The sequence below is a fragment of the Cohnella terricola genome, assembly GCF_007786475.1.
Lineage (GTDB): Bacteria > Bacillota > Bacilli > Paenibacillales > Paenibacillaceae > Cohnella > Cohnella terricola.
In genome coordinates this window covers 130,214-150,531 of sequence record NZ_VNJJ01000010.1, presented here as the reverse complement: position 1 = coordinate 150,531, position 20,318 = coordinate 130,214, and the positions used below count along the sequence as shown (strand labels likewise).

Sequence of the window (20,318 nt, the reverse complement as noted above, 5' to 3'; positions counted from 1 at the left end):
TTGTAAGCGCATTCGTGTAATTGTTTCAGGTAAGTTGCGGAGTTTAGTTAGGTTTCGCCGGACTACAGACGCACGGAGCACTGAACACGTGAACTAGGACATTAGCCGAAACTGAAAAAAAAGCTCCCCCCTCGTCGTTAGACTTTGGGGACAGCTCCCGTAATTGCCACCGGATTTTCGCTTGGTCTTCCGATCAGATACCCTTGCGCGTAATCGAACCCCATGGCGCGCAGGAGGCGAAGCTCCTCCGGACGTTCGATGCCTTCGGCGACCGTGCGAATGTTCATCTTCTTGGCGAAACGAACGAACGTCCGCAGCATATGCTTCTTCATCTCGTCTTTATCGGCCATGCGAACCAGGGAACGATCCACTTTAATATAATCGGGGCTAAGCTCGACGATCGATTGCAGCGACGAATATCCCGCGCCAGCGTCGTCGATTGCAATTTCGTATCCTTGGCTGCGATAATGTGCGAGTATTTTTTTCGCTGCTTCGAAGTCGTCGATCGAGCTTCGCTCCGTCAGTTCAAACACGACCTGGCCGGGAATCAGCCCCTTTTCGTTCAGCCACCGAACAGTCTGGCCCGAGACGAAATGAGGGTCGTTGATAATGCTCATCGTAACGTTGATGAATATTTTTTGGATCGAACCCAGCGCAGGGGAATGCCGAATGGCCGTTTCCCTGGCCAGGCGGTCGAGCGCCAGCGCCATATTGCTCTTCTCGGCGAACCGGAACAACGACAGCGGACCGTCGAACAGACTGTCTTCCGGGCATCTCGTCAACGCCTCGTAACCGAACACTCTGCCGTCCCCGAGCCGCACGATCGGCTGGTAGACGCTTCTAATGCTGCTCTCGGTAAGCATTCGCTCCAATTCGTGGCGCAGTTCCCAATCCCGGTGACCGTTGAGCGATTCCCGGATTTGTCCCGTTGCTTTCACGATGCCCTCGTAGACGTTCTCTTTGATCCGATCCGCATGCATGATCTGTAGCTTGGCGTAACCGATGCCTTTCTCCCGATACTTCGGCGATGCATAGGCGATCGCGGCTCCGCCAGTCTCGGCTACGATCGCCTCCTTGACGCGCTTCGCCATGCTGCGCAAATAAGTATCCCCGTCCTCATCCCCGAGCTCGGCCGGCAGTTCCGCATACAGCCAAAGATGTCCCGCGATTTCGTCTCCGTACCACAGATCTCCGCGGCCCATCGAGACGGCCAGCCACTTCGTCCAATCAAAGCCGTTTTCGCGGAATTTCGACGAGAGTCCGCCTCCGCACTCAGATACGTCGATCCCGATTAAACCGATAGAAGAATGATGTTCGATACGATCCATTAGTTGCTCTATGCCAAACCAAGAAGTTGTCATGCGAATGAACACCATCTTCCCCATAATCTTCCGCAATCCTCAATTTACCAAGGTTTTGTTAATGGAATTCGTCGTTTTTGTTAATGAGACGTTAAATCGACAGGTGACGCCGGTACCTCAATTGGTTCGCATCTTTCTATCGTTTCCCATACGATCGAGTTGCCGATTTGCTGCTTAGCCTTTTTCTTCAAGTGAGCCGCCTGCTCCGACAATGTCTCCGGCGTCCAGCCGGAGGCCGATCTGCATAACAGCAATGACAACGATAATGACAAAACCGGTGCCTCGACTGCATAACCCGACCGATCATGTACCGTCTCCGATCGCGTCCCGCCGTATGCGCCGATTCCCTGCTGGAATCGTCCGATGACACGATGAGCCATTTCCAGCACGTCCACGCCCGATGAGATGACGATAAAATCGTCCCCGCCGATATGACCGATGAAACAATCGCCGTTTCCTTCTTCGCGCACGGCATGAACCAGAATATCCCCCGTGTATCGAATAACGTCGTCTCCCTTTTGAAACCCATAACGATCGTTATACCATTTGAAATGATCCAGATCGGCGTACAACACCGCGAACGGCCGGCCATCCGCGAGTCTGCGGATCATCTCCCGGCGAATTGGTTCGTTGCCGGGCAGTCCGGACAGTGGATTGGCCCACTGTGCGTCGTTCATGCGGGATTGGGATATCCATTCCAGCATCGAGCGGATGGAGGCTATACCCGCCACCACCCCGCCGCGAGTAATGATCACCTCGTCGTACAGCTTGTCCGGTTCCCGGGCCATCGCCATCTGCGAGGCCTGATCGACGGTGACCGATTCTTCTACGATCATCGGATGCGTATCCATAATTTTGCCAACCGGCCGATTCCAATAGAGAGGCAGACCGAATTGTCCCGATAATAGGTGCAGCAGCTTTTCCTTCATTAATAAACCGATCGGTCTGCCGTTATCCGAGATCACGATAGCCGGAGCCTCGCGATGCAATTCGAAGTGGCGAGAGATTTCCGATACGGCCGTTTCCCTGGCGAACTGCTTGACCGGGTTCACCAGCTCCGACATCGTACCGGAAGCGCCCCGAAAGCGCTTATTCACTTCCGAACGGATGCTGGCCCGAAGATCGGGCAGATGCGCCAGCGAATCCCCTCCCCGAACGTCGCCAAGCCATTCCCTTTGGGCATAGTTCATCCCGCTGGCGACCAACGCCGGTAGCATTCGCTCCCCATGAAGCCCTTTGGCGATCATGACGATCTGTTCTTTGCGGGCAATGCCGATTAAAGCTTGAAGCAGGTTTTCTTCCACGGTTCCGATTCCTTCGTTGCTCATCCACTCTACGTTCATCAGCGAATAATCCGGGTGCAAAGCGGTCATTCTGCGCAACGATTTAAGCGCGGGTGTAACCTCCGATAGAGCGATGCGAAAGCCTTGATTACGATAATGACTGAGTGCCGATCGCATCGTGGAATTCAGTTCGTCTTCTCCGCCTACGATAACAAGCACGACGTGTTCGGGCCTTAGATTGGCCGCTTCGATCCTTCGCAGCGTGCTCCCTGGATATAAGCGTGGGTCAAAAATAATTTTCGCGGGCACGGGCAGGAACAGCTTCACGTCCCCGTTGCGGGACGGCAATCCACGAATCGCCGCTTCCCTGAACTTACGGTCCAATTCGAACAGCTTGCCCGCCTGATCCGTACTCGAGTAGAAGTATTGCAGGTCGATCCGCTCACCTTTTCGGGCATCCACGGGAACCGCTTCGTATCCGTACAGCGAACCGTCCAACAAGGAGACGATCGGCAAATACCGCACTTGAAAATCGAACCCTTGCGAATCCGTGTTTCTTTCCGCGATCGGCAGTCGAATTAGAGGGCTGGATGCATATTGCATGCGCTGCCAAGCCGTATCATAGGCTTTCATAAGCGCACGCTCCCACTTGCCGGAACACTCCTCCGCCGATTCCGCCTTGTTTTCGACTCCCGTCGCCCAACCGAACCCGCAGCGGATGGCACCATTGCCCTCAACCGCAGCTGGGTATTGAAATTCAACAAGTATTCGATGCGCCGTATCGCGGATCAAGAATGCCATTCTCCCGGCGGATATTTCGCGGTCATCGGCTTCCTCCTCCGCGAACGAGACGACGATGATCAGACTATCCTCGGTCTGCGTCCATCCCCGCACGGAATCCGCGATTTTCGAAATACGCAAAGCTAAAGCGCTCAATATACGGCCGATTCGAAGCGGTGAAGGACCTTTACCGGGTTCAAGTCCGGATTCCCACCGCACCATAAATAATCCGCTTTGCCGCGAAGCCTCATCCGTACTCCGCCATTTTTCTATCAAATCCGGGTTCAGCCATCCGTTAGCGCTTTTCATCTGATTCGCCTCCGACCGGAGATGCTTGCCTATCGGCATCCGTTTCATTTTCCTAAACTTAACATGCCAACGTAAACTCAATCGACGCATTCTGTTAAATCAATGTCAAAACATTTATATCCCAGCCGGTATGGCAAAAAGCGCCGGAACGGATCTCCTCCGCCCGGCGCTTATTCGGTTCGTATACACAAAATTATTGGTTCAAATCCGGGCGTTTGCCCGTCATTAAGTAAACGACGCTTTCGGCAATATTCGTCGCGTGGTCGGCGATCCGTTCGATGTAACGTCCGACGAAGCTGAGCAGCATCGCTTGGCTGACCATCTTCGGATTCTCGACCATGAACGAGAACATCTCCCGAATGATTTGCGAGTACAACGCATCGACTTGGTCGTCGTCCTTCGCGCTCTTGTAAGCCAGATCGACGTTCTCGTCGACGTAGGATTGCAGAGATTCCCGGATCATAACCGCTACGATCTCGGACATGCGCGGCAAGTCGATCAGCGGCTTGAACAGCTCCTGTCCATCTAGACGGATTACGGATTTGGCGATATCCACGGACAAGTCGCCCATGCGCTCAAGATCGGACGAGATTTTGAAAGCGATCAGAATGCGACGGAGATCCTTCGCGACCGGTTGCTGCGTGGCGATCAACTTAGCACCGATCTCGGCGATCTTTTCTTCCAGCAAGTTCAGTTCGTGGTCGGCGCCTACGATTTTCTTGGCTTTTTCCACGTTGCTGTTCTTTAGCGCGTCCATCGATTCGACGAGCGCCTTTTCCACTCGTCTCCCCATCTCAACGAGTAATTCCGTCATTTCCTCCAAACCATGATCGAACTCCAGACGTTTAACCATCATCCTAACCCATCCTCTCCCGGTATCAACCGAACCGTCCGCTAATGTAATCTTCCGTGCGCTGGTCTGTCGGATTCGAAAACAGCTTCTCCGTCTCCGAGTACTCCACGACTTCCCCGTTCAAGAAGAAGACGGTTTGCTGGGATACCCTCGCGGCTTGATGCATGTTATGCGTGACCATGACGATCGTATAGCGGTCTTTCAGTTCCTGCGCCAGTTCTTCGATCTTCAGGGTGGAGATCGGATCGAGCGCCGAAGTCGCTTCGTCCATGAGCAGGATGTCTGGCTCAACGGCCAGTGCCCGCGCGATGCACAAGCGCTGCTGCTGTCCACCGGAGATGCTGCCGGCTGAACGTTTCAGATGGTCTTTGACTTCATTCCAAAGAGCGGCGGAACGAAGACTCGTCTCCACGATTTCATCGAGCTTTTTGCGGTCGGTAATGCCGTGAAGGCGCGGTCCGTAGGCAACATTGTCGTAGATCGACTTCGGAAACGGATTCGGCTGTTGAAATACCATGCCTACACGCTTGCGAAGTGTCTCTACGTCAACGTCTCCCGAATAGATGTCGGTGCCCGCGATCTCGACCTTGCCTTCGATTCTCGTTCCCGCAATCATGTCATTCATACGGTTGAAAGTTCGCAGAAGCGTCGACTTGCCGCAGCCGGAAGGACCAATGAACGCAGTAATGGCTTTCTCGGGAATTTCCATGTTCACGCCTTTCAACGCGTGAAATTCTCCGTAGTACAAATCCAAGTCATTAATCTCGATAATGGAGTTCATGGCCGTTTCTCCTCTTTCATTTGGGGATGGCTAGCATTTATCCGAACCGCCCGGTGATGTAGTCGTTCGTCTCTCGTCTTTGCGGATTCGTAAAGATAGTAGGCGTGAGATCGTACTCTACGACTTCTCCCGACAGGAAAAACGCCGTTTTGTCCGACACCCTCGCCGCTTGATGCATGTTGTGCGTCACGATGACGATGCAATAATCTTGCTTCAGCTCCGCGATCAGTTCTTCGATCTTGGCTGTCGAGACTGGATCCAGCGCCGACGCGGGTTCATCCATGAGGATAATATCCGGCTTGACGGCGATCGATCTCGCGATGCATAACCTTTGCTGCTGCCCGCCCGATAAAGCGAGCGCGGAGTTGTGCAGCCGGTCCTTCGTTTCATCCCAGAGCGCCGCTTTCCTCAGCGACTCTTCGACGATCTCGTCCAGTTGCTTCTTGTTCTTCGTGCCGTGGTAACGCGGTCCGAAGGCGATGTTCTCGTAGATTGATTTATGAAAAGGATTCGGGCGTTGCCAGACCATGCCAATCCGCTGCCGCAAAGAGACGACGTCCGTCTCCGGGCTGTTGATGTTCTGGTCGCGAATCCAGATTTCTCCCGTAACCGTACAGCCCGCGATCAGATCGTTCATGCGGTTCAAGCTGCGCAGGAACGTCGATTTCCCGCAGCCGGAAGGGCCGATTAACGCCGTTACCTGCTTTGGCGCGAAATCGAGCGATACGTTCTTCACGGCCGTCCTGTCGCCGTACGCGACGCTTAAGTCGTTAACGGTCATGCCGAATGCTTGCATCCGATTTCCCCCTTCCTATTTAATAGCGGTGAATTTGCGATACATGTAACGACCGAGCCATCTTGCCGCGAAGTTAAACAGCAGCACGGTGATGACGAGCACCGCGGATGCTCCGGCGGCGATCTCTCCGGCGTCCGGAGCCAAACCTTCGGAATTGATCTTCCAAATATGGACAGCGAGTGTTTCCGCCGGACGAAACGGATTCAGCGGCGAGAACGGGCTGAGCGGATTCCAATCGGAGAAATCAAGTCTAGGCGAGCTCATTCCCGCCGTGAACAGAAGCGCTGCGGCTTCCCCGAATACACGGCCAGCCGCCAGAATTGTTCCGGTCAGAATGACGGGCATCGCGATTGGCAGCATGACCGAAGTGATCGTCTTCCACTTGGACAGACCAAGCGCGAGACTGGCTTCCTTCTGTTCCCTAGGTACGCCTTTTAAGCCCTGCTCGGTAATCCGGACCATCAGCGGGAGGTTAAACACGGTCAAGGCTAATGCGCCCGAGAACAAGGAGAATCCGAAGCCGAACAGGTTAACCAGGACAAGAAGTCCGAACAAACCGACGATGATGGAAGGCACCGATGACAGCACCTCGACGACCAAACGAATGGCGTTCGTCAGTTTGTTAGACGGAGCGTATTCGCTCATATAGATGCCCGCGCCCAGACCGATCGGAATCGTGATGATCATCGTAAGTACGAGTAGAAAGATCGAATTGAATAGTTGAGGGCCGATGCCTCCACCCTTGCGGATCGTTTCCGGTGCGGAGGTCAGAAAATGAAAGCTGACATGCCCAAGTCCCCTTACGAGGATGTAACCGAGCAGCCCGGCCAGCACGAGAACGATAAGGGCCGCAATCGCAATAATGACCGAGGTCGCGATCTTATCCACCGTTTTGGCTTTCATATTTTTGATCTCCTTTCAAGCCAGCGTACGATAAAGACGAATATAAACGTCATAATCATCAGGATGAGTCCAAGCGACCACAGTGCATTGTTGGCCGCGGTGCCCATCGCCGTGTTGCCCATGCTCAGCGTAATCGCGCTCGTTAAAGTCGAAGCTGATTCGAACAGGGAACTCGGGATGTGAGGCGCGTTGCCGATAACCATCTGCACAGCGAGTGCTTCGCCGAACGCGCGTGCGATGCCGAGTACAATACCCGTCATCAGAGCCGGCAGCGTAGTCGGCAGTACAATTCGATATATCGTTTGCCAACGGGTAGCCCCCAGCGCGTAAGAGCCTTCCTTCAAGCCCTTAGGCAGCGCGGCTAACGCGTCGGTCGCTATTGTCGTAATCGTGGGAAGAATCATAATCGACAGCACGATGGAACCGGCTGCGATACCGACGCCTTGGCCGGGAAAAATATCGCGGAATAGCGGAACGATCACGCTGAGTCCAACGAAGCCGTAGACGACGGATGGAATGCCCGCCAGCAGCTCGATGACCGGTTGCAGGAATTGACGTCCGAACTTAGGCGCGATTTCAATCATGAATACAGCCGCGCAGAAGCCGAGCGGTGCTGCGATGGCCGCCGCAAGCAGCGACGTGCTGAACGAACCGAATATGAAAGGCAATGCTCCGAAAAGTGCGGGTTCCCCTTCTGGTGCCCATTTTAATCCGGTCAACAGATCCAAAACGTTCACATGGTTCTTGAAGAATGTACTTAGCCCTTTGGAAGCGACAAAATAAACGATCGAGATAATGGTGATAATAAGAAACGCGATACAGAACAACGTATAGATTTTGCCGACCCATTCTTCCGCGAGATGCGGCTTCGCTTTCTGTCTATCTAACGGCTGAGCCATAAACCTCTCCCTTTACACGGCCAATCAAGAGGCTTGAAGAGAAACCTCTTGATTGGCTCATCGTATGGAATGCGTTATTACTTCGTGATGTTGCCTTGCGCGTCGCGTTTGATTTGCATTTGGTTAGCCGGAATATAATCGAGTTCCACGACATCGCTGTTCTGAACTTCATCGCTCAGCATATAATCCAGGAACGCTTTGGCGACTTCGTTCGGCTCGCCCTTCGTGTACATGTGCTCGTAAGCCCATACCGGATAAGTGCCGCTCACGATATTGTCGACCGTAGCTTCGACGCCTTCGTATTTCACCGTTTTGACCGACTCGTTGAGGTAGGACAGCGCCAGGTAACCGATCGCTCCCGGAGTTTCGCCGACCAACTTGCGAACCGTACCGGAGGAATCTTCTTGGATAGAACCTTTCGGATCTTCGGTTTTCTGACCAAGCGCGTATTTCTCGAATGTTGCGCGAGTACCGGAGCTGGAAGGACGGTTGATGATTTGGATCTTCTGATCGTTGCCGCCTACGTCTTTCCAGTTCGTAACTTTACCCGTGAAAATGTCGACCAATTGCTGTTTCGTCAAGTTGTCTACCGCTACGTTCGGATTGACGACTGCCGCCATACCTACGACCGCAACTTGGTGGTCGATAAGCTCAGCCGCTTTGTCCGCGTCAAGCTTCTCTTCTGCGAATACGTCGGAGTTGCCGATATCCGATTGTCCTTCGGACACTTGCGTCAGACCCTGTCCGCTGCCGCCTGCTTGAACTTGAATGGACACGCCTTTGTTCGTATCCATGAACTTCTTCGAGACTTGATCGACGAGCGGCTGCAATGCCGAGGAGCCTGTCGCGAGCAGCGAGCCCTTCAATTCGCTAGCAGGACTTTCGCTTGCCTCGCTGGAGCCCGGCGCCGCATTTCCCGAATTGTTGCCTTTATTATTTTGGCCGCATGCGGCCAGAGCCAACGTCAACGTCAGAACCATCAACAACACTACCGTTTTCTTCATTCGTTTAGTTCCCCTTCCAACTCTCGCTGTTTTTGTTTACATTTCATATTGTAGAAGTCTCGCGTTAATGTAATGTTTTCATTTTGTTAACTGTGAGAAAAATATACATACATAATAACTATGATGGTGATATTATTATAGAAAAATTAAATACTTAAAGTTGAATTGCGGGGAAAATGGGATGAGTCTATTAAAATTGAAAATTCTCGCGCTTATGGATCGATATAAGCAAGTGACTGCGGTCGCCGATGCGCTTCGCATGAAGCAGCCCACGATTAGCTTTCATATGAAGAAAATGGAGGCGGAATGGGGAGTTAAACTGTTCGAGGGAAAGTCCGGTCGAATCTATTTGACGAACGCGGGAAAAATGCTTCTTCCGTACGCCGAGGAGATCGGCTTTTTGTATGCGGAAGCGGAAGAGAAAATCGCGGAACTGCGGGATAGCGAACGAACGATTCTGCGATTAGGATGTACGGACGCGGCAATGACGTGCCTTGCGCGTTCGAACGGTCTGTCTAAGCTCGGGCAGCTTAACGAGATTCAGATGACTTTTTTGAAACAGGACGCGTTATCACTATATCGTTCGCTGCAATCCAAGCGGCTCGACTTGGCCCTATGCGGGGAGCAGCCGGCGGATTCGGACGATCTGCGCAGCGCCAAGCTCGGCGTTTTCCCGCTTCGGCTCGTTCTACCCGTCAACCATCCGCTCTCTCTCAAACAAACGATCTCCTTTCGAGATCTGGCGGCTTATCCATTCGTCCTTCATTCCGAGCCGTCCGTGAACGAGATTGTCGCCTCATGGAAAGAGCCCATGCAAGCGGGCGCTACCGTTACCGCAAGGATGGACTCTGTAGAAATGCTTATACAGTCCGTCTTTTCCGGACTTGGCTTGTCCGTCCTGCCCTCTTGCGTATTGCCCGATCCAGCAAATCGGGTGACCTCGGCGGAAATGCCGGGTCACCCTGAACAATGGACGTTATACGCCGTATGGAGAGCGGACTTCTGGAATGCCCGTCTGATGGATCGAATCGTCGACTCCATCACCTTTTGATTGGAGTTTCTTTTTACCGGTTTTTTCGGTCTTTGATCCATAGCGGGATGCGGAATAGAACGTTAAACAGAAGAATGACGAACAGGAGCACGGCAGCCGCTTTATCCGAGATCGATACCGCGTCGGGTACGATCGCTTCCGATTGGACGTACCAGAGATGGACAGCAAGCGTCTCACCCGGCGAGAACAGATTAAAATCCCACATCTCTCCCGACGTGGTCACGCCGGCCGTAAGGATAATGACCGCGCTCTCTCCGAACGCCCTACCTGCGATCAGACAGATTCCCGTCACTAGGCCTCCGAGCGCCGCCGGAATGAGCGCCTTGCGGATCGTCTGCAAATGCGTTCCACCCAGCGCGAACGACGCTTGCTTAAGCTCACCCGGAACAGCCCGGATCGATTCCTCCGTTACCCGAGTCATGACCGGCAAGTTCAGGAACGCCAAGCTGATCGCTCCGCCGATGATCGTCAGGCCGATTTGGAACATTTCTACGAACAAGGCGATACCGAATAGACCGAAAATAATCGAAGGCACGGAAGCCAAACCTTCTACGCAAATCCGTACGAAAGAAATCAGCTTGTTATTCGGCGCGAACTCTGCCAAATAGATGCCTGCCGCCATCCCTAGCGGTATCGCAACGACCAGAGAGATAAGCAGCATGTAGAAGGAGTTGAACAAGGCCGGACCGATGCCTCCGCCCTCCTCCATCTCGCTAGGCAATCCGATGATAAAATCCCACGTCAAATACGGAAGCCCCTTCTGTAGAATTAAAAAGAGCAGAGAGATGATAAACAAGACGATGCAGCCGGATATGCCCCATACGAGCACGGTAAACAACCGGTTGTTAAATCCGTTGATGCCCCTGCTTTTCGTAAACATGCCGCGCGTTTCCGATACGACGGACTTCATGACTTAGCCCCCTTGCGCTGAAGCAACCGTACAAGTACGATCATCAGGAGAGAAATGACGAGCAACAAGAATCCCATCATATAAAGCGCGTAATTCCACGTCGAGTCGAAAGGCACGTTGGCGATCTGCATGACGATGTTGCTTGTCAGGACCGACGTCGGCTTGAACAGCGCGTCTGCGAGCTGCGGCGTATTGCCGATGACCATGACGACTGCCATCGTCTCCCCGATCGCGCGGGCCATCCCAAGAATAACGCCGTACAGAATGCCGCTTCGCGCCGCTGGGATCGTAACCTTAAAAATCGTCTGGAATCTCGTTCCGCCTAGCGCGTACGAAGCATCCCGATACTTTCTCGGCACGGCGCTGATCGCGTCGTCGCTCACCCGGCTGATCGTCGGCAGCACCATGATCGTCAGCACGATCGCTGCCGCCAATATGCCGTCTCCCATATTCGTACCGGTGACGTCCCGCAGCAATGGGATCAAGATCGTCAGCCCCAGAAAACCGTAGACGACGGATGGAATGCCGACCAGCAGATCCAGAATCGGACGGAGCGCGTTGCGCAGCCACGCCGGAGCGACTTCGGACAGAAAGACGGCGATGACGACCGAGAGCGGTACGGAAATGAGCAACGTCAGAAAAGTCAGTGCGAACGTTCCGAATATAAACACGAACGCGCCATACGACTCTTCTTCCGGCGACCACTCCGTAGAGAAGAAAAACGTGAGCGGCGAAACATCGCGGAACGTCAGTATTCCCGTTCGAAACATGAAGAACAAAATACCGAACAGAATCAAACAGACGAATACCGCGCTTGCGATACATGCGATTCTAAAGAAACGGTTATAGAACAGCAGCCTGTTTTTTCGATCGAAGGTTTTCCCGGAACCGGCTTTGATGCTGACGCCGAGATCGCTGTCCTTCGCGCCGAGTATCGAAGGCTGAGCGGACGTTTCCAGTTGCATAAGATACGATCCTCCCATGAAGAAACCAGCTTCCGCGAGGTCCGCTTTGCTGGTTTCTCCTGCGTTTATGGTATGCAATTATAACGGTCGATTACTTGATTGCGGAAATCGGGATAAACTTCAGCTTTTTCAGGGAACCGTTCTGGAACTTCGCGCTTTGAATATACTCGATGAACGCTTTCGTTACTTCGTCCGGTTGGCCCTTAGTCATGTAGTAGCCGAAGCCCCACACTTTATAAGTACCGTTGATCACGTTAGCTTCCGTAGGAGCAATGCCATTGATTTGCAGAGCTTTCATGTTGCTCGTAACGTACACGAGATCCATATAACCGATAGCGTTAGGCGTCGTTTCGACCGCGGTTTTCATGTCGCCGCTCGATTTCACTTCTTTATAGTTGTTGCCCTTGCTGATGAAATCCGTTCCTTGCAGGGCTTTCATCTGGAAGTTGACGCGAGTACCGGATCCGAACGCGCGGTTGACGACGATGATGTCGGCATCCGAACCGCCTACGTCTTTCCAGTTCGTCACTTTGCCCGAGAAAATGTCTTGAAGCTGTTTCGTCGTAAGGTTATCAACCTTGACGTTCTTGTTTACAACTGCAGCGAACGGAATGACGGCTACTTTGTGAGCGACTTGACCTTCGAATTTCTTGAAGCCCGGAACGTCTTGGGAAGCATCCCAGTCGACCGCGCCGATATCCGCGATGCCTTTGCGCACCGATTGCGGGCCTGTGATGGATCCTGCAGCGGATGCGGAGATTTTAACTTTCGGATTCGCCTTCTTGAATTCGTTAGCCGCTTGCAGCGTTAACGGCAGCAGCGCGGAGGAACCGTTGATGACGATTTTGCCTTTCAAAGAACTTGCGGCTCCGACTACGGACACCGTAGATGTGACTAATGCAATCGCCATAGCGGCGACGGTTAAGGACTTAAACCATTTCATTTGAATTTTTCCCCTCTCGATAGGTTTATCGGCTCATCGGTCTCCAGTGACCGTTTACTTCCACGAACACGTGGCCGTCATTCATGATGGCGATCGGCGCTCCGTCTTTAACGTAGATCTCGCTTACGTCGCTTGGCAGGGAGATTAGCTGTTTCGCCGCGCTCGTTGCCGGATCGACTTCGTAGATAAATGCGTTCGCTTTATTCCCTTCCGTCAGAAGGAACCATTTGTTACCCGACAACGTCGCTTGGTATACGTCGCTCTCGTTGAACAGCGTAACGACTTTCTTGTCTTTGCCAACGATTACGAGCGTAGACTTATCGGCGGAATCGGCAATGCTCACATAACCGACTTGGGAAGCGTCCGAAGAAGCATAAATGAAAGCTTTGTCGTCGGTGCTTGTCGTCAATTGAACCGCTTTGTTGTCTTTAACCGAAGGATCGACAGTGTACATGTACACTTGCGGCTCCGTGCCTTTCATGTCGATCGCGACGTCGTCCGCCTCTACCGGCTTATCGCCCGCTACGACCGCTCCGGGTTTCGTCACGGTATATACGAACGTTTTGCCGTCAGCGGATACGGAGAGATTTGCTTTGTAGTCGACTTTATCGTCCAGAACTTTCGTGATCTTAGCGATCGTAGGGTCGAGCTGAGCGATAACGCTGCCTTTATCTCCTTGCAGGAAATAAATGAGAGAGCTATCCGCGGACCATACTAGCTCCGGCTTGATATTCGTATCATTGCTGACTTTCACAGGGTTGAACGAATTAAACTCGATAACGAATATTTCGCCTTTTCCGTTCGTAAATGTCGCTTTCTCTCCGTTAGGCGCCACGACAAGCTCCGATGCGTCTTCCGGAATGCTCAATTGGCGGGTTTTTCCGGACTGTGCGTCGACCAAATAGTCCTCACGGCCTGTTTCAGTCTCAACGGAAGCGATGAACGCTTTGGAGTTCGCCCATTGAATATGGTCCACGTTCGCCAGCACGTTCGCTTCGATCCAGGCGATTCCGGACGAATCTTTCACGAAATACGCTCCCAAAGCATCAACGTAAGCTTTTAATTCCACATATGTAGTGCCCTTTAAGCTTTTCACAGGAACCGTAAGCTTCTGATCGGCTCCATCTACTTTAAGAATGTCGCTGTCGTATTTCAATTCCACGACGTGACCGTTCAGATTCGCTTGGACACCGCCGCTGACGGCTTGCAATCTTGCTCCCAATTTCGAACTGAGATCCTTCAGGGATACAAGCGTTTTTCCTTTTTCGTAGAACGTGTTGATGTTAACCGATACTCCGTTAACATAATAAGTCGAGCTCGTCACTTGCACGGTGCTTGCTTTCGTTGCGGATGTTACGGATGCTGCGGATGCTGCGCTTACGGAGGCCGCTCCGACCGCCAACGCCAATACGGAAACAATAGAAGCTTTTTTGAGCACCATCGACTCTGATCACCCTTCTGAATATGGTAGTATTTACTTACTAGAATGAGTATAGTCCTCAATTGTAAAGCGAATGTTTTGGAACCATTTTCCCATTGTTAAATTTAGCCATCCATCTGAGAGACTAGCTTATGGATTTCTTGAAGAACTTCGTTCGATTTGCGCTGTGCTTCCTTCGAGGCCGAAGTCAGTCTTGTCGCTGCTTCCCGGTTCAACTCGGACGAACTCCACATTTGCGCGAACGTGTCTTCCGTTTTCTTCACGCGATAGAACCCGACATCCGCTCCTTTTTTTCCTTCCCCGGCCAACGAGGCGGATAATTCGACCGCGTCCGTCATCGACCGGATCTGTCCCGTTATCTCCGTGGCAGATCGTTTCGTCTGATCGGCGAGCGCCCGGATCTCGCTGGCAACGACGCCGAAACCTCTCCCGTGCTCGCCCGCCCTCGCCGCTTCGATCGCCGCGTTAACGGCAAGCAGATTGCATTGATCCGCCAGATCGGCGATTAACCGGATAATGCCGTCGACGGCGGCCGTCCTTTCCGTCAGCTGGCCCGCGGCCTTCTCTTGCTTGGTCGCGTTCTCCGACCATTGGGTAAACAACTGCGTCATCTCGGCGAGTTCTCCGCGTCCCTGATCGGCGATCTCGGCTATTCTGTCGCTACATTCCCGTGCATCGTTCGTCGCATCCACAGCCGAGGCGACGGAAACGGAGATGCCTGCGATCATCCCTTCCGTGTCCCGGATCGTGCGGATTTGGCGGCTAACGGCTTCCTTCTGCAGCAACCGGGACACGTTCAGCAGATCGTTCACGGTCAGAATGCCCGTGAACTTGCCGTTATCCGTTAAGATAACCGAGTCGTAGAACGTTTCCTCGGACCGGGAAAGCGCCCTGTCGATCAATTCCTGCGGGTCGATATCGAGTTCCGCGGAGAGCGGTGCGCGGTCCATTAATTTGGAAACCGGTCGATTGCCGAACAGCGACATTCCGTATAACGTACCCAATCTTTGAAAGAAGCGATCCTTCATGATGAGACCGACCGGTTGATGCAGGTTATCGCAGACAACAACGCACACGTATTGCGGATTTCTCCTGAACAAGCCGATGATTTCGTCGCTCTGCCGGTCCGCGGATATCACCGGGCAACTCTTCATCCAATCCTTGACGATTACGGGCTGAAAAATGTCGGTGACGGTAAATTCGGGCGTTCGGACGGCTCGGGCAGTTGGAGTCGGCGCTGTTGCGAGCGGAAGTTCTGTGTCGGGGCGCGCGAGAACGGAAGTGCTGGTCACGGGATCACCTCGTACATAAGTTATAGCGGTATGGGGATTTTTACCTATATAGAGGCTAACAAATCTGTGTCATCGAATTGTTCGGAATTCATTAACGGAATGTAAAGTTTACCAGAGACGTAAGCCGGACACCTGAATGGACAAGAAAAACCGTCAGGGGAGTTCGCCCTGACGGTCCTTTCGAGTGGGGTGCGCTCCCTATAGCGATGTTTTTCATCGTACTTGCACCCCACCAGTTCCCCACAAGGCAGAAGTACGATGTTTTTCACCACTAATATTCGGCTCCATGTTCCAACTGTACCAAACAAAAAAAAGCTATTTCACGGCGCGGTGCCGATGAAATAGCTCTTCGTTGATTATTTTGCGAACACTTTGGTCAAATCCACGTACTCGATGCCGCCGCCGATCAGCCAGCGTTCGCCGAGTAATCGAGGTGAATCCAGCGGATAAGGAATAGTCGCTTTCTCCCATAAACCGCTGTTTTCCATGAATCTAGCGATTTCTGTTTCCGATTCCTCCTCCAGATAACGGACGATATAAAGCACGCTATCCGAAGATACGATCGGATACTCGATAATCGGCAATTCACGGGAAGCTTCCCAGATCTGTCCGGCTTTGAGGTCAGCGACGAGATTAGGCCATGGCGCGGTGGCCGAAGCGATCATCTCCGGATGTCGAAGCTCCGCAATGTCCTCTACCGTATTCAGCGGGATGTACGTCTTTTTCTTTAGATCGTATATTTTATAGAAATAATCCTTCACGGTGAAGTTCTCTTTGCGACCGGTCTCCCGATCCAGATGAAAGTACCTTAGAAGAACGGAATCACTCTCCGGCAGCCAACCGGCGATCTCGACGTATTCGTCCTTCTTCGGATTGGACTTCACGTTCGCGATTTCCTTGCCGTTCCGCCCGTAGATTCGAACGCCTTGCGGCGCGATGTTATCGATCTCCTCCGAGTCGATGACGTGTTTGCGGTCTTTGTCGAACGTATAATAGAGGGCGGTATATCGACTGTCCTCGCTCCATATCCAAGCCGGGTAATTAATCAATCCGACGGGGTAACGCACTTTGGCGACGAGATTCTCATCTAGATCAAGCAAGCGGAATTCCTGCTTCGATGTGTCTACATACCAGAACTGTGTGCCGTCCGGCGAAGGAATCGTCATATAGAAAGGCCAATCGTGTTTATATTTCCCTTGGAACCGCTTGACTTGCCCGCTCGTCAGGTCGACCGTCTCGAAGCTGCCGTCGAAATACTTGTTGAAAGCGATCCTCCCGATGCTTGGACTAAACCAATTGCGTGCGAAGAAATCCTGCTCCCCCAGAGCGCTTGGCACTCCCTCTGCAAGAATCGCTCGCTCTCCCGACTCTGGATCGAGAGCTTCGATCGAGTACGTTAGACCGGTTGGCTTTTCCTTAACATTCGAATAGACGATCCGCCTGCCGTCTAACGGACCGAACACTTTAAGCAAGCTGGATACTCCGTAATCATTGACTACCGAAACGTCCGTCAAGCGAGACGACAGCACGCTTTTTCGCAGCTCCGGATCGATACGTTCTAGCGTTCTGATCATCCTCGACGGATCCGTGTCCATATAGCCGAAGGGAACGGATATCGTATTTCCCGTTTGAACGGTATCGTCAACGTACATGAAGTAACGTTCATTGTAGACAAGTTTGAAACCATAGTCGCGAGGCTGGAAAATCAGGTTCAGTTCCTCGCCGGCTCCTCCGGTTTCGGTCTCCTCGTAAGGAGCTTCTCCCGTCTTGCGGTAAGAGGTTCCGTCCCACTCGTAAGTCGTTTCGATCAGGCCGCTCCGGCTGTTGTCGTAATACCGATAGCTGAAAGCGCCTCTGTCCTTTTTCTCAAACGCGACGGAATAAGCGGAATCTGCTATAGCCATTCCCTGAACAAGCGTCGAAATCCCTTCCGGCCTTATCGTATATACATTGTAAACGAAGTTGTTGCTCGAGCCGTATTGTCCGATCGTAAATTCGGGGTACCCGTCGTTGTTGTAATCGTCAAAGACGAGCTCAAAGGCTCCTTTACGGAACTGCATATCCTCTCCAAAAGAAGGCGTCAAATCCAGGCGCTGCAGCTCAGCGCCTTCTGCGTCCGTCAACACGGCCGCGAACCGTCCGATATAGTATTCGCCCTGGAACGGCCCCGGCTCGCTCTCGTTCCGCAGCTCGCCCTCGGTCATCAAGATCGCAAGCTTCTCCTGTTTGCCGTCCTTGTTCCAATCGATCCCCTTCTGCGCAATTGTTACCTTGTAGACCAACGTTTCCTGGGCGGGCTCCGTCTCCGCCTTCGAAGAGGTCTTGTCTTTCGCACCGATCACCCAAACGCTTGCCATAACGAGCATGATACCGATCCCTAGCCATATTGCCACCGCGCGCTTCGACATCAACATTCCTCTTCCCCAATATATGGAATAGCTAATGGATTGGACGTTTACCGCCCGAAAAAGTTGCAGCGAACGCGCTCTTCGTTCAATAGAAAATCCCGATCGCTTAACAGCGATCGGGACGCGATGATAGCGGATGATATTACACTTCGTCGATGCCGACCCAGGAGCCGCGCTCGATCGACAAGTCGACCGCTTCCAGCACCTCTTGGCATTTCACGCCGTCCAGGAACGTCGGCGCGAACGGGGAGCCTGTCGTCATATGCTGCACGAACTCGTACACGATATGAACGAACGCATGCTCGTACCCGATAATGTGTCCGGTCGGCCACCAGTTGCCGGCGTATTTATGCGTTGGTTCCGTAGCCAAAATACGACGGAAACCTGCCAGATTCGGCTCGTCCTCGCGGAAGTAGACTTCCAGCTCGTTCAGCTTCTCCAGATCCCAACGAATGGTGCCTTTGCTGCCGTGTATCTCGAATGTATTATGGTTCTTGCGGCCTGCTGCGAAACGGGAAGCGACGAACATGCCCATCGCGCCGTTCTTGAAGTCGGCGAGGAATCCCGTCGCATCGTCGACGGTTACTTCGCCCTTCTCCGTCGCGGAACCGGATCCGGACAAACCGGCCGAGCCGGTCAGAATCGGACGTTCTTTCACGAATGTGCGGTTATGGCCTACGACGCGATCGAACTCGCCAATCAGGAAGCGCGCCAAGTCGATGCTGTGCGCATTGATGTCGCCGTGCGCACCGGAACCCGCCACTTCCTTCTTCAGGCGCCAAGCGAGCGGCGTGTTCGGATCGACCAACCAGTCTTGCAGGTACGTTGCGCGGTAGTGATGAATCTCGCCGAGACGGCCTTCGTCGATTATTTGTTTGGCGAGCTGTACCGCTGGAAGGAACCGGTAGTTAAAGCAGATCGCATGTTTGACGCCAGCTTTCTCCGCCGCCGCAAGCATTTCACGGCCGTCCGCCAGATTAAGCGCGAGCGGTTTCTCGCAAAATACATTCTTGCCTGCCGCAATCGCAGCTAGCGTAATTTCTTTATGCGCATCGCTCGGAGCGTTGATGTCGACGAAGTCGATATCGTCGCGCTCAACCATTTTGCGCCAGTCGGTCTCGTAAGAATCCCAACCGAACTTCTCGGCCGCTTCCTTAACGCCGTTCTCGTCGCGGCCGCAGATCGCTTTCATGACGACGTCCGCTGCCGGATCGAAGAACATGCCTACGTCTTTGTATGCATGGCTATGGGCTTTGCCCATGAATTTATAGCCGACCATGCCGACGTTGATTTTCTTTTTGTTTACGCCCACCACATTTCACCAGCGCTTTCTTTCAAGATGAGGGAATTCAAGAATCCAGCCGCTTTCGTGAATCCTTCGTTGACGCTCATGATGCCGTCTTCATGCTCGATGCTGATCGTGCCGTCGTATCCGACGAGACGCAGCGTGCTGACGAGATCCTTCCAGAACTCGTCGTCGTGGCCGTAACCTACTGTACGGAACACGAAAGAACGGTTAAGAATGTCGCCGTAATGCTTCGTATCGAGAACCCCGTTGAGGGCCGTGTTGCGCTTGTCGATCTTCGTATCCTTCGCGTGCACGTGGTAGATGGAGTCGCCGAGCGCTTTGACGCATTCGATCGGATCCATGCCTTGCCAGAACAAGTGGGAAGGGTCGAAGTTGACGCCGATATTGTCGCCCGCTTCCTTGCGCAAGCGAAGCGCCGTCTCGGTATTGTATACGAGGAACCCCGGATGGGCTTCGATCGCGATTTTAACGTTATGCTTGCGGGCGAGCGCGGACTGTTCCTTCCAATATGGAATCGCGATCTCGTTCCATTGCCATTCCAGCACGGTCAGAAAATCGGGCGGCCATGGGCATGTGACCCAAGACGGATATTTGGAATTCGCCGAATCGCCCGGGCAGCCGGAGAACGTAATAACCGTATCGACGCCAAGCTTCTCCGCCAATTGAACGGTGGCGACGAAATCTTCGTGATCGGATTGGGCGGCTGCCTTGTCCGGATGGAGCGGGTTGCCGTGACAGCTCAGCGCGCTGATCGTTAGACCTCTAGCATCGACCGCTTCGCGAATGCGGCGGATAGCCGCGTCGTCGCCGACGATTTCCTTGGCGTTCACATGCGAGGTTCCCGGGAAACCTCCCGTTCCGATTTCCACGGATTGCAGTCCTGCCGCTTTGACGGTATCCAGCGCTTGTTCAAACGATTGTTGAGCGAATAGAACGATAAATACTCCTGATTTCACAGTCGTCCACCAAACCTTTCTCGTATGAGTAATAGATCGGCACGCGTTCTATGTACGCGCGTTCATAGAGATCT

17 protein-coding genes are annotated in these 20,318 nt (G+C 53.0%); 1 reads left to right on the top strand and 16 read right to left on the bottom strand.

The window, feature by feature from the left end:
• Positions 1 to 137: 137 nt before the first annotated feature.
• The 8 genes from FPZ45_RS17485 to FPZ45_RS17450 form a co-directional block, all read right to left on the bottom strand.
• A complete protein-coding gene (locus tag FPZ45_RS17485) occupies positions 138 to 1,361 on the bottom strand; it encodes an EAL domain-containing protein (RefSeq protein ID WP_186438448.1) in 1,224 nt (407 codons plus the stop codon).
• Between the two features lie 80 nt (positions 1,362 to 1,441).
• Positions 1,442 to 3,733, bottom strand: coding sequence for a GGDEF domain-containing protein (locus FPZ45_RS17480; protein WP_186438447.1), 2,292 nt, complete (start codon positions 3,731 to 3,733; stop codon positions 1,442 to 1,444).
• Between the two features lie 193 nt (positions 3,734 to 3,926).
• Positions 3,927 to 4,586 (bottom strand): phosphate signaling complex protein PhoU, encoded by a 660-nt coding sequence (phoU, locus tag FPZ45_RS17475; protein ID WP_144704750.1) that lies wholly within the window; start codon positions 4,584 to 4,586, stop codon positions 3,927 to 3,929.
• Positions 4,587 to 4,611: 25 nt separating this feature from the next.
• Positions 4,612 to 5,367, bottom strand: a complete 756-nt coding sequence (gene pstB, locus FPZ45_RS17470; protein WP_144704704.1) for a phosphate ABC transporter ATP-binding protein PstB — start codon at positions 5,365 to 5,367, stop codon at positions 4,612 to 4,614.
• Between the two features lie 37 nt (positions 5,368 to 5,404).
• Positions 5,405 to 6,163: a phosphate ABC transporter ATP-binding protein PstB gene (gene pstB / locus FPZ45_RS17465; RefSeq protein WP_144704702.1), complete on the bottom strand. Its 759-nt coding sequence runs from the start codon at positions 6,161 to 6,163 to the stop codon at positions 5,405 to 5,407.
• Between the two features lie 15 nt (positions 6,164 to 6,178).
• Positions 6,179 to 7,066: a phosphate ABC transporter permease PstA gene (pstA, locus tag FPZ45_RS17460; protein WP_144704699.1), complete on the bottom strand. Its 888-nt coding sequence runs from the start codon at positions 7,064 to 7,066 to the stop codon at positions 6,179 to 6,181.
• Positions 7,063 to 7,965 carry a phosphate ABC transporter permease subunit PstC gene (gene pstC, locus FPZ45_RS17455; RefSeq protein ID WP_144704696.1) on the bottom strand — a complete coding sequence of 301 codons (903 nt, stop codon included), beginning with the start codon at positions 7,963 to 7,965 and terminating at the stop codon, positions 7,063 to 7,065. The genes pstA (FPZ45_RS17460) and pstC (FPZ45_RS17455) overlap by 4 nt, the downstream gene beginning before the upstream one ends.
• A 77-nt stretch (positions 7,966 to 8,042) precedes the next feature.
• On the bottom strand, positions 8,043 to 8,969 hold the full coding sequence (locus FPZ45_RS17450; RefSeq protein ID WP_144704693.1) for a phosphate ABC transporter substrate-binding protein: 927 nt from the start codon (positions 8,967 to 8,969) through the stop codon (positions 8,043 to 8,045).
• Positions 8,970 to 9,150: 181 nt separating this feature from the next.
• On the opposite strand from FPZ45_RS17450, the gene FPZ45_RS17445 reads away from it, so the two are divergent.
• Positions 9,151 to 10,020: a LysR family transcriptional regulator gene (locus tag FPZ45_RS17445; RefSeq protein WP_144704690.1), complete on the top strand. Its 870-nt coding sequence runs from the start codon at positions 9,151 to 9,153 to the stop codon at positions 10,018 to 10,020.
• A gap of 13 nt (positions 10,021 to 10,033) precedes the next feature.
• On the opposite strand, the gene pstA (FPZ45_RS17440) is transcribed toward FPZ45_RS17445, so the two are convergent.
• The 8 genes from pstA (FPZ45_RS17440) to FPZ45_RS17405 all read right to left on the bottom strand — a co-directional run bounded on the left by pstA (FPZ45_RS17440) (position 10,034) and on the right by FPZ45_RS17405 (position 20,244).
• The gene (pstA, locus tag FPZ45_RS17440; RefSeq protein ID WP_144704687.1) at positions 10,034 to 10,930 is read right to left on the bottom strand and encodes a phosphate ABC transporter permease PstA; all 897 of its coding nucleotides are present in this window, start codon (positions 10,928 to 10,930) and stop codon (positions 10,034 to 10,036) included.
• Positions 10,927 to 11,895: a phosphate ABC transporter permease subunit PstC gene (gene pstC / locus FPZ45_RS17435; RefSeq protein WP_144704684.1), complete on the bottom strand. Its 969-nt coding sequence runs from the start codon at positions 11,893 to 11,895 to the stop codon at positions 10,927 to 10,929. The genes pstA (FPZ45_RS17440) and pstC (FPZ45_RS17435) overlap by 4 nt, the downstream gene beginning before the upstream one ends.
• 91 nt (positions 11,896 to 11,986) lie before the next feature.
• On the bottom strand, positions 11,987 to 12,838 hold the full coding sequence (locus tag FPZ45_RS17430; protein WP_144704681.1) for a phosphate ABC transporter substrate-binding protein: 852 nt from the start codon (positions 12,836 to 12,838) through the stop codon (positions 11,987 to 11,989).
• 25 nt (positions 12,839 to 12,863) lie between these two features.
• On the bottom strand, positions 12,864 to 14,279 hold the full coding sequence (locus FPZ45_RS17425) for a stalk domain-containing protein (protein WP_144704678.1): 1,416 nt from the start codon (positions 14,277 to 14,279) through the stop codon (positions 12,864 to 12,866).
• 104 nt (positions 14,280 to 14,383) lie between these two features.
• A complete protein-coding gene (locus tag FPZ45_RS17420; RefSeq protein WP_144704675.1) occupies positions 14,384 to 15,571 on the bottom strand; it encodes a methyl-accepting chemotaxis protein in 1,188 nt (395 codons plus the stop codon).
• Positions 15,572 to 15,927: 356 nt separating this feature from the next.
• Complete coding sequence (locus FPZ45_RS17415; RefSeq protein ID WP_144704672.1) at positions 15,928 to 17,979, bottom strand: TolB-like translocation protein; 2,052 nt, start codon at positions 17,977 to 17,979, stop codon at positions 15,928 to 15,930.
• A gap of 142 nt (positions 17,980 to 18,121) precedes the next feature.
• Complete coding sequence (locus FPZ45_RS17410; RefSeq protein WP_144704747.1) at positions 18,122 to 19,258, bottom strand: Gfo/Idh/MocA family protein; 1,137 nt, start codon at positions 19,256 to 19,258, stop codon at positions 18,122 to 18,124.
• A 23-nt stretch (positions 19,259 to 19,281) separates the two neighbouring features.
• A complete protein-coding gene (locus FPZ45_RS17405) occupies positions 19,282 to 20,244 on the bottom strand; it encodes a sugar phosphate isomerase/epimerase family protein (RefSeq protein WP_144704669.1) in 963 nt (320 codons plus the stop codon).
• Between the last annotated feature and the right edge of the window lie 74 nt (positions 20,245 to 20,318).

Bases quoted from the DNA above. Each gene is read 5' to 3' on its own strand.
- FPZ45_RS17445 (WP_144704690.1), top strand. From the start codon at position 9,151: ATGAGTCTATTAAAATTGAAAATTCTCGCGCTTATGGATCGATATAAG.
- pstB (WP_144704702.1), bottom strand. From the start codon at position 6,163: ATGCAAGCATTCGGCATGACCGTTAACGACTTAAGCGTCGCGTACGGC.
- FPZ45_RS17415 (WP_144704672.1), bottom strand. From the start codon at position 17,979: ATGTCGAAGCGCGCGGTGGCAATATGGCTAGGGATCGGTATCATGCTC.
- FPZ45_RS17485 (WP_186438448.1), bottom strand. From the start codon at position 1,361: ATGACAACTTCTTGGTTTGGCATAGAGCAACTAATGGATCGTATCGAA.
- FPZ45_RS17480 (WP_186438447.1), bottom strand. From the start codon at position 3,733: ATGAAAAGCGCTAACGGATGGCTGAACCCGGATTTGATAGAAAAATGG.
- pstB (WP_144704704.1), bottom strand. From the start codon at position 5,367: ATGAACTCCATTATCGAGATTAATGACTTGGATTTGTACTACGGAGAA.
- FPZ45_RS17430 (WP_144704681.1), bottom strand. From the start codon at position 12,838: ATGAAATGGTTTAAGTCCTTAACCGTCGCCGCTATGGCGATTGCATTA.
- FPZ45_RS17410 (WP_144704747.1), bottom strand. From the start codon at position 19,258: ATGGTCGGCTATAAATTCATGGGCAAAGCCCATAGCCATGCATACAAA.
- pstA (WP_144704699.1), bottom strand. From the start codon at position 7,066: ATGAAAGCCAAAACGGTGGATAAGATCGCGACCTCGGTCATTATTGCG.
- FPZ45_RS17450 (WP_144704693.1), bottom strand. From the start codon at position 8,969: ATGAAGAAAACGGTAGTGTTGTTGATGGTTCTGACGTTGACGTTGGCT.
- pstA (WP_144704687.1), bottom strand. From the start codon at position 10,930: ATGAAGTCCGTCGTATCGGAAACGCGCGGCATGTTTACGAAAAGCAGG.
- FPZ45_RS17425 (WP_144704678.1), bottom strand. From the start codon at position 14,279: ATGGTGCTCAAAAAAGCTTCTATTGTTTCCGTATTGGCGTTGGCGGTC.
- pstC (WP_144704684.1), bottom strand. From the start codon at position 11,895: ATGCAACTGGAAACGTCCGCTCAGCCTTCGATACTCGGCGCGAAGGAC.
- phoU (WP_144704750.1), bottom strand. From the start codon at position 4,586: ATGGTTAAACGTCTGGAGTTCGATCATGGTTTGGAGGAAATGACGGAA.
- pstC (WP_144704696.1), bottom strand. From the start codon at position 7,965: ATGGCTCAGCCGTTAGATAGACAGAAAGCGAAGCCGCATCTCGCGGAA.